Consider the following 12,912-nt stretch of genomic DNA (forward strand, 5'->3'; position numbering starts at 1 on the left):
GGACATGCAGGGCCAGCGGGGCGACGACAGTGTCGTGAGCGATGCGCCGTCATCGGCGCGGCTGTTCGCGACGCCGGCCGGGATCGCGCTCGGGTCGATCGAGGCGATCGCACCCGGCCAGTCGAGAGGCTATGTCGTGCAGATGCGCGCGGGGCGGTTCCACGGTTTTGCGGTTCGGCGCGGTGACGGGGTCGTCGGCTATGTCGACCGCTGCCCGCACGCCGGACTGCCACTGGCGCGCGCCCTCGACGACTATCTGAGCCCGAATGGCGACCTGATCGTCTGTGGGTGGCATTCCGCACTGTTCAGAATCGACGATGGCCGCTGCGTTGGCGGCCCCTGCGTGGGTCAAGCGCTTGCGGTCTGGCCGATCACGGTCGTAGACGGCGTGATCACGACGCTCGGCGCGACGGCTGCGGTCCCTGACCCTCGCTGAGCATCGGGCGAGAACGGTAAAGAGAACAGCCCGGCAAGCCACGGGAACAATACGGTAAGGAGAGTTTCGTGACGCCAGATTTCGACTTCGCGCTGGGCGAAGCCGCGGACATGATCCGCGACACGACGCAGCGTTTTGCGAAGGAGAAGATCGCTCCGCTGGCTGCGAAGATCGATGCGGACGACTGGTTTCCCCGCGAGCTCTGGCCGGCAATGGGCGAGCTGGGGCTTCACGGCATCACCGTCGAGGAAGAGTATGGCGGGCTCGGGCTCGGCTATCTCGAGCATGTCGTTGCGGTCGAGGAAGTATCGCGCGCATCGGCGTCGATCGGCTTGAGCTATGGCGCGCATTCCAACTTGTGCGTCAATCAGATCCGCCGCTGGGGCAATGCCGAGCAAAAGGCGAAATATCTGCCCAAGCTGGTGTCGGGCGAGCATGTCGGAAGCCTCGCGATGTCCGAAGCCGGGGCGGGATCCGACGTCGTGTCGATGAAGCTGAAGGCGGTGAAGACCGAGAGCGGCTATGTCCTGAACGGCACCAAATTCTGGATCACAAACGCGGCCTATGCCGATACGCTCGTCGTCTATGCGAAGACGGGGGAGGGATCGAAAGGGATCACCGCCTTCCTGATCGAGAAGGACATGCCGGGTTTCGCGATCGGGCAGAAAATCGACAAGATGGGCATGCGGGGCTCCCCGACCGCCGAGCTCGTCTTCACCGATTGCCACGTGCCGTTCGACGCGGTGATGGGACCGGAGAATGGCGGCGTCGGCGTGCTGATGTCGGGCCTCGACTATGAGCGCGCGGTGCTCGCGGGCATTCAGCTCGGCATCATGCAGGCCTGTCTCGACGTGGTCATCCCCTATGTCCGCGAACGCAGGCAGTTCGGGACCGCGATCGGCCAGTTCCAGCTGATCCAGGCGAAGGTCGCGGACATGTATGTCGCGCTGAGTTCCGCACGTGCCTATGTCTATGCCGTCGCGCGGTCGTGCGATGCGGGCAAGACGACGCGGTTCGACGCGGCGGGCGCGATCCTGCTGGCGAGCGAGAGCGCGGTGAAGGTCTCGCTGGAATCGATCCAGGCCCTGGGTGGCGCGGGGTATACCAAGGACTGGCCGGTCGAGCGCTTCATGCGCGACGCCAAGCTGCTCGACATCGGCGCGGGAACGAACGAGATCCGCCGGATGCTGATCGGACGCGAACTGATCGGTGCCGCGCCCAAGGTGATGCAATGAGCGCGCGGCTTACATCGGGGCGGGGTGAGCGGTGAGCGGTCCCGTCCTCGATACGAAGCTGTCGGTCGACGCCGAGACGTTCCAGGCGAATGCAGCGCACAACCGTGCACTCGCCCAGCGCCTGCGCGACGACGTTGCGCGCGTCGCGCTCGGCGGGGACGCCCGGTCGCGCGACCGGCACGTTGCGCGTGGCAAGCTGCTTCCGCGCGACCGGGTCGAGCGCTTGCTCGATCCGGGTTCGCCGTTCCTCGAGATCGGCCAGCTCGTCGCCAATGGGCTGTATGACGATGCGGTGCCCGGCGCGGGGGTGATTGCGGGGATCGGCCGCGTTGCCGGTCGGCAGTGCATGATCCTGTGCAACGATGCGACGGTGAAGGGGGGCACCTATTTCCCACTGACCGTCAAGAAACACCTGCGAGCGCAGGAAATCGCACAGGAAAATCGGCTGCCCTGCATCTATCTTGTTGATAGTGGTGGGGCAAATTTACCCCATCAGGCGGAGGTTTTTCCCGATCGCGAGCATTTCGGCCGGATCTTCTACAATCAGGCGCAGATGTCGGCGCTGGGCATCCCGCAGATCGCTTGCGTGATGGGAAGCTGCACTGCGGGCGGCGCCTATGTCCCGGCCATGTCCGACGAGACGATCATCGTCCGCGGGCAGGGCACGATCTTCCTTGCTGGGCCGCCGCTGGTCAAGGCGGCGACGGGCGAGGTGATTTCTGCGGAGGACCTAGGTGGTGCGGACACGCATGGGCGCAGGTCTGGCGTCGTCGATCATGTCGCGGAGTCGGACGACCACGCGCTGACGATCGTTCGCGACATCGTCTCGACCTTGCCGCCACAGGTCCCTGTCACGGTGAACCAGCAATCTGCGCGCCCTCCGAAATACGACGCCGAGGGGCTTTACGGTGTCGTGCCGTCCGACGTCCGCGCACCTTATGACGTACACGAAGTAATCGCACGGCTTATCGATGGCAGCGAATTCCATGCGTTCAAGGCGCTTTATGGTACTTCTCTGGTCTGCGGGTTCGCGCATATCCACGGGCTCCCCGTCGCGATCCTCGCCAACAACGGCGTTCTGTTCAGCGAAAGCGCACAGAAGGGCGCGCATTTCATCGAGCTCGCCTGCCAGCGCAAGGTACCGCTGCTGTTCCTCCAGAACATCTCGGGTTTCATGGTCGGCGGGAAGTATGAGGCGGAAGGCATTGCCAAACATGGTGCAAAGCTCGTGACGGCAGTCGCGACCGCGACCGTGCCGAAGATCACGGTGCTGATCGGCGGCAGTTTCGGCGCCGGCAATTACGGCATGTGCGGACGCGCCTATTCGCCGCGCTTCCTGTTCAGCTGGCCGAACAGCCGGATCAGCGTGATGGGCGGCGAACAGGCGGCCTCGGTCCTCGCCACCGTTCACCGCGACGCGGACGACTGGACGGCGGAGGAGGCGGAAACGTTCAAGGCGCCGGTTCGTCAGAAATATGAGGACGAGGGGAATCCCTGGTACGCGACCGCGCGGCTGTGGGACGACGGGATCATCGATCCCGCGCAGACCCGCGACGTTCTCGGCCTCGCGCTCGCCGCGACGCTCAACGCTCCCATCGCCGAACGCCCCGCGTTCGGTGTGTTCAGGATGTAAGCCGATGATCCTGGTATCGTTCCTGCTGGCCGCGGGTCAGGTCACACCGGTCCAGCCGATCGTCAAAGGGACCGGCTTGCCGCCAGCCGTGGTGACGGAGAAGGCCGGCGTCATGGCGCCGATCGACGCGATGTTCGCCGCGTTGGCCGCCCGCGATGGCCAAGCCTTGCTCGCACAGGTGCGCCCCGAGGGTGGCGCTACGGCCGTGGAAGAAAAGGCCGACGGCGCGCGCAACATTCGCCGGACCGGCTGGTCCGACTTCGCCGCCGGTCTGAAGCCCGGACCGGAGCGATATGCGGAACGCCTGACGGATCCCGCCGTGGATATCGATGGCGATATCGCGATGGTATGGTCGCCCTATGTCTTCACCATCGACGGCCGGGTCGCGTATTGCGGGACCGACCATTTCGACATGGTGCGCGACGCGGGCCGGTGGAAGATCCTCAACATCACTTGGTCTAAGCGGACCACCGGATGCCCCGCGCAATGATCGAATCACTGCTCATCGCCAATCGTGGCGAGATCGCCTGCCGCATCATCCGCACAGCTCGGGCGTTGGGAATCCGCACGATCGCGGTCTATTCCGATGCCGATGCGGGCGCGCTGCATGTCCGGCACGCGGACGAGGCGGTGCATATCGGTGCGAGCCCGGCGCGCGAGAGCTATCTGGTCGGAGAGCAGATCATCGCCGCCGCGCTCGCCACCGGCGCTGAGGCTATTCATCCGGGGTACGGGTTCCTGTCCGAGAATGCGGACTTCGCGCAGGCCGTGCTTGATGCAGGGATCCTGTGGGTTGGCCCCGATCCCGACAGCATCCGCGCGATGGGGCTGAAGGATGCCGCGAAGCAGCGAATGATGGCGGCCGGGGTCCCGGTGACGCCAGGCTATCTGGGGGAAGACCAGTCGCCTGATAGGCTCCAGCGTGAGGCGGATGCCATCGGCTACCCGGTCCTGATCAAGGCCGTCGCCGGCGGCGGCGGCAAGGGTATGCGCCGCGTCGACGCGTCCGCCGACTTTGCCGACGCGCTCGCTTCGTGCCAGCGCGAAGCTTCCGCATCCTTCGGCAATACCGACGTGCTGATCGAGAAATATATCCTCTCGCCGCGGCATATCGAGGTGCAGGTGTTCGGCGATCGTCAGGGCAACGTCGTCCATCTGTTCGAACGCGACTGTTCGTTGCAGCGCCGGCATCAAAAGGTGATCGAGGAGGCCCCGTCGCCCGGCATGGATGATGCGACGCGCGCGGCGATCTGCGCGGCGGCGGTGCGCGCGGCACAGGCCGTGAACTATGTCGGCGCGGGTACGATCGAGTTCATCGCCGATGCGAGCGAAGGCCTGCGCGCCGATCGGATCTGGTTCATGGAAATGAACACCCGGTTGCAGGTCGAGCATCCCGTCACCGAGGAAATCACCGGACAGGACCTTGTCGAGTGGCAGCTGCGGATTGCCAGCGGCGAGGCGTTGCCGCTGCAGCAGCATGATCTTGCGATCCGCGGCTGGGCGATCGAGGCGCGGCTTTATGCGGAGGATCCCGCCAAGGGTTTCCTGCCGTCGATCGGGCGGCTCGAGGCGTTCGATCTGGGTGATGCGGCGCGGGTCGATACGGGCGTCGAACAGGGGGCAGACATATCGCCCTATTATGACCCGATGATCGCCAAGGTGATTGCCTGGGGCGACACGCGTGAAGCCGCGCGCGAGACGTTGGCGGAGGCGCTGGACAAGGCGGTCGTCTGGCCGGTCCGGTCGAATGCGGGCTTTCTCGTCCAGGCGCTCGACCATCCGGAATTTGTCGCGGGAACGCTCGATACCGGGCTGATCGCCCGCGAAGGTGCGGCGCTGATGCCCCCGGTGCAGCCTAGCGAGGAAGCGCTGATCGAGGCCGCGCGCGCGCTCGTGCGCGTCGAACCGATGGCGGGCTTTCGCCTCAACGCGGGACCTTTGAAGACGGCGCGGTTCCTGCTCGACGACGACACCGTGACGATCGATCTCGACGGTCGCGGCGTTCATGAACCGGTCGATGCCGCCCTCGTTTCCGATGCCGGGCAGACCTGGCAGTTGCGGCCCTGGCGTGCGTCTGGCGCGGCGATGGGGGCGGCAGCGGATGGCGCGATCTTGTCACCGATGCCGGGACGGATCATCGCGGTCGACGTGGCGGCCGGGGACCGTGTCGCAAAGGGGCAGAAGCTCGTGACGCTGGAGGCGATGAAGATGGAGCATTCGCTCGTCGCGCCGTTCGACGGGACGGTTGCCGAACTGACCGCCATCGAAGGCGGGCAGGTGAGCGATGGCATGGTGCTCGCGCGTATCGAGAAGGATGACTGATGGCCGGCCGCTATTTCGACCAATGGGCAGTCGGCGACCGGATCGTCCATGAAATCCGCCGCACCGTCACGGAGACCGACAACCTCCTGTTTTCGACGATGACGCACAACCCGCAGCCGCTGCACCTCGATGCCGAAGCGGCGAAGGCGAGCGAATTCGGCCAGATCCTCGTCAACGGCACCTTCACCTTCGCGCTGATGGTCGGCCTGTCGGTTGGCGACACGACGCTCGGGACGCTCGTCGCCAATCTCGGTTACGACAAGCTCGTGCATCCGAAACCCGTCTTCATCGGCGACACGATGCGCGCCGAGACCGAGATTGCCGAGCTCAAACCCAGCAGGTCGCGCCCGAACGCCGGGATCGTCACATTCATGCATCAGCTGATCAACCAGCGTGATGAGATCGTCTGTCAGTGCCTCCGCTCGGCACTGCAGCTGCGGACGCCGGCATGAGGTTGCGCTCGCTGCTGTTCGTGCCCGCAGACCGGCCTGAGCGTTTTGCGAAGGCCGCAGCGAGCGGGGCCGATGCCATCATCCTCGATCTGGAGGACTCGGTCGCGCTGTCCCGCAAGGCTGTTGCCCGCGAGGCGGTCCGGGCCGCGTTGCAGGACCGCGCCGACGTCGTGCGGATGGTGCGGATCAATCCCGTCGACTCGGGGTGGCTGGATGACGATCTCGCTGCCGCGAGGGGGGCCGATGCGATCATGCTGCCCAAGGCGACCGGGCCTGCGACCGTCGTCGCGCTGGTCGAGGCTTATGGCGATGACTGCCCGCCGATCCTGCCGATCGCTACCGAAGTGCCCGCCGCGATCTTCACACTGGGCGAATATGTGCGGGTCAAGGACCGGTTATGTGGCCTGACCTGGGGCGCCGAAGACCTGCCCGCGGCGATCGGCGCGGCGACCAGTCGGGAGGACGACGGATCCTATACCGAACCCTATAAGCTCGTACGATCGCTGCTGCTGTTCGGCGCGCAGGCGGCGGACGTCGCGGCGATCGAGACGGTCTATCCCGCAATCGCGGACATTGACGGGCTGGCAGCCTATGCCGCGCGCGGCAGCCGTGACGGCTTTACCGGCATGATGGCGATTCATCCGTCGCAGGTCGCCACGATCAACGCCGCGTTCACGCCGGATGCGGCGACCGTTGCACATGCGCACGCCGTCGTCGCTGCGTTTGCAGCGGCTCCCGAGGCGGGCGCGCTGCAGCTTGATGGGCGGATGATCGATGCGCCGCACTTACGTCAGGCGCGGGCGATCCTCGCGCGACTCTAGGCCCATTGGCGGCAGGAATTTTCTGCGCTACCGTCGCCCTGCGAAACCGGTGAAGGCCGGGGTCGCAGATCGCGTCGGTGCCCCTCGGGGCTTCAAAGGGAATGCGGTGCGGGAGGCGGTCCTCCTCATGCCGCGGCTGTCCCTGCAACTGTAAGCGGTGAGTGCGGTGCGCATGTCCCTTCATCATGGGGGGGCGACCACTAGGCCTGAGCGTAAGCGCAGGGCTCGGGAAGGTCGCGTACCGGGCGTCGACCCGCGAGCCAGGAGACCTGCCGGCGCTCGGTCGCTCTTGCCATGGTCCAGGGGATGACCGCGGCACGGTACTCCGTCTGAGCGACGAACCATGCGGCGGGGGCCGCATCGGTGCGCGTGGCGGGTGCGGTTCGGCGTACACCCCAAGCGTTGCGCCGGCTGTCCGTATCATCGGACGGCAGGCCCCGGCCGGTCGCTCGTGACGCCGGGGGTATCGTTTCATGACCAGAATTTTCGTTTCGCTTGCGGCGCTCGCGACCGCCACGGCCTTTGCATCGCCGGCCGCGGCCGAGCCTGATCCGGTTACTGCGGCGACGGGCGAGGCGGCAGGGGGCGCCGCCGAGCTGGTGGTTACCGCATCGCGATCGGGGGATGCGGTTCCCGCCGATCAGCTCGGGGCGTCGGTGACGGTGCTCGACGCCGCGACGCTCGACCAGCGGCAGACCCGGATCGCGTCCGACGTGCTGCGCGACGTCCCGGGACTGGCGGTAAGCCGGACCGGCGCGGTCGGGGGGACGACGCAGGTCCGGATCCGCGGGTCGGAGGGCAATCACGTGCTCGTGCTGATCGACGGGATCGAAGTGTCCGATCCCTATCAGGGCGAATATGATTTCGGCACGCTGATTGCCGACGAGGCGGCACGGGTCGAGGTGCTGCGCGGCCAGCAATCGGCGCTGTACGGGTCCGACGCGATCGGCGGCGTCATCCAGTATCTCACGCTCAGCGGCGCGGAGGCCCCGGGCGTATCACTGCGGGCCGAAGGGGGATCGTTCGGCACGTTTTCGGGAGGCGCCCGGGTCGCGGGCGTAGCGGGCAATCTCGATTACGCGCTGTCGAGCTCGACCTACCTCACCGACGGCACGCCGACCGCGCGGGGCGGATCGCGCGACATCGGCGCGAAGAGCGTCGGCGCGACGGGCAAGCTCAGCTGGTCGCCCACCGACACGCTGAAGGTCACGGGCGTCGGGCGCTACAGCTATACCGATGCCGACAGCAACGACACGGCATTGAGCGGCCCGCAGTTCGGCACGATCGTCGATACGCCAGGCGCGCGCAGCACGGTCGAGGCCTATTACGGGCTCGTCCGGGCCGAGTTGGCGCTGGCGGATGGCCGCTGGACGAATGCGCTCAGCGGCCAGTTTGCCGATACGACACGCCGGGCGCTGGTCGACGATGCCTTGAGCTTTGGCAACAAGGGACGGCGGTACAAGGGATCGTTCGAAAGCGCGTTCCGGTTCGGGACCGATCGCATCCGGCATCGGCTGACCGCCGCGGTCGATGTCGAGCGCGAGCAGTTCCAGACGCTTAGCGCGGCTCCTTCGGAGTTCGTCTTTACGGGACGGCGGCATACCGACAATGTCGGGCTCGTTGGCCAGTATGACGTCGTGATCGACGATGCGCTCGCGATCGGCGGATCGGTGCGACGTGACGAGAATAATCGGTTCGATGACACCACCACCTATCGCGCGCAGGCGAGCTATCGCTTTGCGACCGGAACGCGGGTGCGCGGCGCCTACGGGACGGGCGTGAAGAATCCCGGCTATTTCGATCTCTTCGGTTATTCCGACGGTCGCTATATCGGCAACCCGAATCTCAAGCCGGAAAAGTCAAAGGGTTGGGAAGCCGGGGTCGAACAGGTTTTCGGGGGGGATCGTGCGACGATCGGCGCGACCTATTTCGACAGTCGCCTGACGAACGAGATCTTCACCACCTATCCCGCCCCCGATTTCGTCGCGACGCCCGGTAACCGCGATACGCGATCGATGCAGCACGGCGTCGAAGTGTTCGCCACCGCCCGGCCGATCGCGCAGCTGCGCTTCGACCTCGCCTATACCTATCTTAAGGCGCGCGAGGACGGGGGCGTGGAGATCCGGCGCCCCAACCATATCGGCAGCGTCAACATGACCGCGTTCAGCCGCGACGAGCGCGCCTCGGCGACCCTCACCGTGCGGTATAACGGCCGGCAGCAGGACGACGCCTATACCGATCCAAGCTATGTCCCGGTCCGCGTCTCGCTCCAGGAATATGTCCTCGTCAACCTGAACGCGGCGTACAAGCTGACGCCCGGGCTGTCGGTTTTCGGTCGGGTCGAAAACCTGTTCGACGAGCGGTACGAGGAGGTGTTCAGCTATGTCGGTCAGGGTCGCGGCGCCTATGCCGGCGTGAAGGCAGCATTCTGATGCGGAGCGAGGCGGAGCACACGGCGCGGATGGCCAAGAAGAAGGTCGTCCAGGACAAGATCGTCGCTGCCAAGACGATCGAAAAGGGCCTGCTCATGGTCCACACCGGACCGGGTAAGGGCAAGACCACCGCGGCGCTTGGCATGGCGGTGCGGATGATGGGGCATGGGCGAAAGGTCGGGATCGTGCAGTTCGTCAAGGGTGCGATGACGACCGGCGAGAAGGTCATCTTCGACGCCTTTCCCGATCTGGTCGAATTCAAGCCGATGGGCGAGGGCTTTACCTGGGATACGCAGGATCGGGCCCGCGACATCGCAGTGGCGCGCGAAGGGTGGGACGAGGTCCGCCGGATGATCGCCGACCCGAGCTATGCGATGGTCATTGCCGACGAGATCAACATCGTCCTGCGCTATGACTATCTGCCACTCGACGAGGTGCTTGCGGGGTTCGCGGCGCGACCGGCGATGACGCATGTCGTGGCGACGGGGCGCAACGCGCCCGAGGCGTTGATCGCCGCGGCGGATCTCGTCACCGAGATGGGGCAGGTCAAGCATCCGTTCCGGGGTGGGGTCAAGGCCCAGGCCGGCGTCGAGTTCTAACGGCCGCGGCGAGGAACCGCCGGACGCGGCGTGCGCAACTGCGCTGCAAGGCTTTGCGCGGCCAGCACATAGGCGGGACCTCCGCAGACGGTCCACGCCTCGGGGATGCGCAGACGGGGAATCCCGTCGAGAATCGGATGATGCAGCATTTCGGTGCCCTGATCGGTCACGCGCTCGGTGGCGCTCTCGACGATGAGATAGTTCGGGCGTGCCAACACCATCTGTTCGAGCGACAGTTGCGAGAGTGCCGGCTTGCCAAGCCGGGTCGCGAGATTGGCAAGCCCGAGACGCTGCATCAGTTCGTCGACGAGCGTGCCGGTACCGGTCAGGAAACCCCGACGCTGATAATAGGCCGCCGTACGACCACCTCCCGGCGCGCGCGGCAATCGTGCGAGCGCGGTGTCCATCCGCCGGATCAGCCTTTCGCCGCGATCGCGGTGGCCGATGGCTGCGGCGACCTGCCGGACTTGCGTCACGATCGCGGCATAGCTGTCAGCGGGGGGCAGATCGAGCGTCGCGACGTGCCGGCCGGCGAGAACGGCCGTGACCGTCTGGCGTCGGAACGGCGAGGCGATCACCAGATCGGGGTGCAGCATCAGCACGTCTTCCGCGCTGCCGCGGCTGACGGGCATGGTACGCGCGGCGTTGGCGGCCGCGGACATGTTCGGATCGCGTGCGAACCGGGTGAGCGCGACAATCTGCGCGGGGTCGGCGAGCGCCAGAAGATATTGGTCCGCGCACAGGTTGAGCGAAACGATACGCCGCGGCGGTCTAGGCGGCGCCGCCGCGGCGGGTGCGCCGGCGGCAGCGATCATCAGGATGGTCAGGAGACGGCGGCCGCGCATGCGCAAAGCCCTGCCGCAGCGGCCGCTTATGCGCTAGGCGGAAATCGATGCGGTGGGATCTGGCACTATGGAACGCGTGACGCGTGCGCGATTGGTCGGTGGCCTCGCGCTGCTTGCGCTGTTGGCCGGCGCCGCGTCGGTCGCGGTGGGGAGCGCGGCGATCCCGCTGGCGCATGTCGTGCGGGCGCTCAGCGGGCAGGGCGATCCGATCGAACGCGCGATCCTGTTCGAACTTCGTCTGCCGCGCGCGATCCTCGGGCTGGCGGTCGGCGCGATGCTGGGGCTTTCGGGTGCCGCGCTGCAGGGGTTCCTGCGCAATCCGTTGGCCGAGCCATCGGTGCTGGGTGCGTCGAACGGCGCATCGCTGGGCGCGGTGATCGCGCTGTATTTCGGGCTGGCGGAGCTTCATCCGGCGATGCTGCCGATTGTGGCGATCGCCGGGGCGTTCGCGGCGCTGGGGTTGCTGTTCGTGCTGTCGGCGGGGTCGCAAAGCGCCTTGTCACTGATCCTCGCGGGGATCGCGGTCGGAACGCTGGCCGTCGCGGGGGTCAGCCTTGCGCTCAACCTGTCCCCGAACCCGTTTGCGGCGATGGAGATCATGACCTGGTTGCTCGGGTCGCTCGAAGACCGGTCGTTCAGCCATGTAGCGCTGGCGCTGCCCTGTATCACACTCGGCATGGTGCTGGTCGCCTGGGACAGCCATGCGCTCGACGCGCTGACGCTTGGCGAGGATGGCGCGCGCGCGCTCGGCGTCGATCTGCGTCGGACGCGCGTTCGGATGCTGGTCGGGGTGGCGATCGGGGTCGGCGGCGCAGTCGCGGTATCGGGCGCGATCGGGTTCATCGGCCTGATCGTCCCGCATCTCGTCCGGCCGATGACAGATCGTTCGCCGTCGGCGATCCTGCTGCCCTCCGCACTGGGCGGGGCCGCATTGCTCTCCTTTGCCGACGTGCTGGTCCGGGTGATCCCGACGTCGAACGAACTCAAGCTCGGGGTCGTCACCGCGTTTCTCGGCGTGCCGGTGTTCCTCGTCCACCTCATGCGCGAGCGGCGGCTGTGGTAGCCCTCTCCGCGGACCGCCTCAGCGTCCGCCGTGCACGGCGGGTCGTGGTCGACGATGTCAGCTTCGCAGCAGAGGGCGGCGCGCTCATCGGGATCGTCGGCCCCAATGGGGCGGGCAAATCGACGCTGGTCCAGGCGTTGCTCGGGCTGGTTCCCGCTACGGGGGCGATCCTGCTCGACGGCGTTCCGCTGGCGGAGCGCTCGCGACGCGAGATTGCGCAGACGGTCGCGTATCTGCCGCAGGGTCAAAGTCTTCATTGGCCGCTGAGCGTCGAACGTCTCGTCGCGCTGGGCCGATTGCCCCATCTCGCACCGCTGTCCCGCATCTCACGGGACGACCATGCCGCGATTGCCCGTGCGATGGTGGCGGCGGACGTGACCACGCTTGCGGCGCGTGTCGCGACCGAGATTTCGGGGGGCGAGCGGGCCCGCGTCCTGCTGGCAAGGGCACTCGCGGTCGAGGCGCCGGCGCTGATCGTCGACGAGCCGCTCGCATCGCTCGATCCCGCGCATCAGATCGCGGTCATGGACATCCTGCGGGCGCAGGCCGCGCGCGGCGTCCTGGTGATCGCCGTGCTGCATGATCTGGGGCTTGCCGCACGCTATTGCGATCGTATCCTCGTGCTCGACGCGGGACGGCTTGTCGCCGACGGTGCGCCTTCGGCGGTGCTGACGCCGGCTCGGCTGCGTGAGACCTATGGCGTTAGGGCGTGGTTCGGATCGATCGAGGGCGTACCGGTCGTGGTACCGCTGACGCGTGACAGCGCGCAGGGCGATTGACCCGGGCCGCTCGCCCGGCCTATCCCTCTGACCGCGACAGGTTCCCCGGCGACGGGGATGAAGAGGGAACGGGAGAACCCCGGCTGCCCCTGCAACTGTAAGCGGCGAGCCATCGTGCCATCATGCCATTGGGATCCCGGTCCCGAGAAGGCGGCGCGAAGGGCTGTGACCCGTGAGCCAGGAGACCTGCCCGTCGCGGTCGTCTTTCGTCCGGCCAGGGTGCGCCGAGCGGACGGGGGTAAACCCGCGCGACGACATAACCAGCCTGCGGCCTGTGCCGCGGGCGCGTATGTCA

Annotated in this window: 12 protein-coding genes and 2 riboswitches; of the genes, 11 read left to right on the forward strand and 1 reads right to left on the reverse strand. The window is 66.8% G+C overall.

Annotated elements, in window-relative coordinates:
* Positions 1 to 4: 4 nt before the first annotated feature.
* The 9 genes from C8J24_RS13685 (at position 5) to cobO (ending at position 9,930) form a co-directional block, all read left to right on the forward strand.
* Positions 5 to 436 (forward strand): Rieske (2Fe-2S) protein, encoded by a 432-nt coding sequence (locus tag C8J24_RS13685; RefSeq protein WP_420894121.1) that lies wholly within the window; start codon positions 5 to 7, stop codon positions 434 to 436.
* Between the two features lie 68 nt (positions 437 to 504).
* Positions 505 to 1,671 carry an isovaleryl-CoA dehydrogenase gene (locus C8J24_RS13690; protein ID WP_107933210.1) on the forward strand — a complete coding sequence of 389 codons (1,167 nt, stop codon included), beginning with the start codon at positions 505 to 507 and terminating at the stop codon, positions 1,669 to 1,671.
* A gap of 31 nt (positions 1,672 to 1,702) precedes the next feature.
* The gene (locus tag C8J24_RS13695; RefSeq protein WP_107933212.1) at positions 1,703 to 3,304 is read left to right on the forward strand and encodes a carboxyl transferase domain-containing protein; all 1,602 of its coding nucleotides are present in this window, start codon (positions 1,703 to 1,705) and stop codon (positions 3,302 to 3,304) included.
* A 4-nt stretch (positions 3,305 to 3,308) separates the two neighbouring features.
* Positions 3,309 to 3,794 carry a nuclear transport factor 2 family protein gene (locus tag C8J24_RS13700; protein WP_107933214.1) on the forward strand — a complete coding sequence of 162 codons (486 nt, stop codon included), beginning with the start codon at positions 3,309 to 3,311 and terminating at the stop codon, positions 3,792 to 3,794.
* Positions 3,791 to 5,626 carry an acetyl/propionyl/methylcrotonyl-CoA carboxylase subunit alpha gene (locus C8J24_RS13705; RefSeq protein WP_107934213.1) on the forward strand — a complete coding sequence of 612 codons (1,836 nt, stop codon included), beginning with the start codon at positions 3,791 to 3,793 and terminating at the stop codon, positions 5,624 to 5,626. Before C8J24_RS13700 ends, C8J24_RS13705 begins: the two co-directional genes overlap by 4 nt.
* Positions 5,626 to 6,078 carry a MaoC family dehydratase gene (locus C8J24_RS13710; protein WP_107933216.1) on the forward strand — a complete coding sequence of 151 codons (453 nt, stop codon included), beginning with the start codon at positions 5,626 to 5,628 and terminating at the stop codon, positions 6,076 to 6,078. Before C8J24_RS13705 ends, C8J24_RS13710 begins: the two co-directional genes overlap by 1 nt.
* Positions 6,075 to 6,899: an HpcH/HpaI aldolase/citrate lyase family protein gene (locus C8J24_RS13715; protein ID WP_107933219.1), complete on the forward strand. Its 825-nt coding sequence runs from the start codon at positions 6,075 to 6,077 to the stop codon at positions 6,897 to 6,899. The genes C8J24_RS13710 and C8J24_RS13715 overlap by 4 nt, the downstream gene beginning before the upstream one ends.
* Positions 6,900 to 6,957: 58 nt before the next feature.
* A riboswitch (cobalamin riboswitch) is annotated at positions 6,958 to 7,190 on the forward strand.
* A gap of 182 nt (positions 7,191 to 7,372) precedes the next feature.
* A complete protein-coding gene (locus tag C8J24_RS13720; protein WP_107933221.1) occupies positions 7,373 to 9,331 on the forward strand; it encodes a TonB-dependent receptor plug domain-containing protein in 1,959 nt (652 codons plus the stop codon).
* The gene (gene cobO, locus C8J24_RS13725) at positions 9,331 to 9,930 is read left to right on the forward strand and encodes a cob(I)yrinic acid a,c-diamide adenosyltransferase (RefSeq protein WP_420894115.1); all 600 of its coding nucleotides are present in this window, start codon (positions 9,331 to 9,333) and stop codon (positions 9,928 to 9,930) included. Before C8J24_RS13720 ends, cobO begins: the two co-directional genes overlap by 1 nt.
* Here cobO and C8J24_RS13730 read toward each other — a convergent pair.
* Complete coding sequence (locus C8J24_RS13730; RefSeq protein WP_420894116.1) at positions 9,927 to 10,775, reverse strand: ABC transporter substrate-binding protein; 849 nt, start codon at positions 10,773 to 10,775, stop codon at positions 9,927 to 9,929. The genes cobO and C8J24_RS13730 overlap by 4 nt on opposite strands.
* Positions 10,776 to 10,842: 67 nt before the next feature.
* On the opposite strand from C8J24_RS13730, the gene C8J24_RS13735 reads away from it, so the two are divergent.
* Positions 10,843 to 11,838 (forward strand): FecCD family ABC transporter permease, encoded by a 996-nt coding sequence (locus C8J24_RS13735; protein WP_107933225.1) that lies wholly within the window; start codon positions 10,843 to 10,845, stop codon positions 11,836 to 11,838.
* Complete coding sequence (locus C8J24_RS13740; protein ID WP_107933227.1) at positions 11,832 to 12,617, forward strand: ABC transporter ATP-binding protein; 786 nt, start codon at positions 11,832 to 11,834, stop codon at positions 12,615 to 12,617. Before C8J24_RS13735 ends, C8J24_RS13740 begins: the two co-directional genes overlap by 7 nt.
* A gap of 21 nt (positions 12,618 to 12,638) precedes the next feature.
* Positions 12,639 to 12,825: riboswitch (cobalamin riboswitch) on the forward strand.
* Positions 12,826 to 12,912 lie beyond the last annotated feature (87 nt).

The sequence above is a fragment of the Sphingomonas aerolata genome, assembly GCF_003046295.1.
Classification (GTDB): Bacteria; Pseudomonadota; Alphaproteobacteria; order Sphingomonadales; family Sphingomonadaceae; genus Sphingomonas; species Sphingomonas aerolata.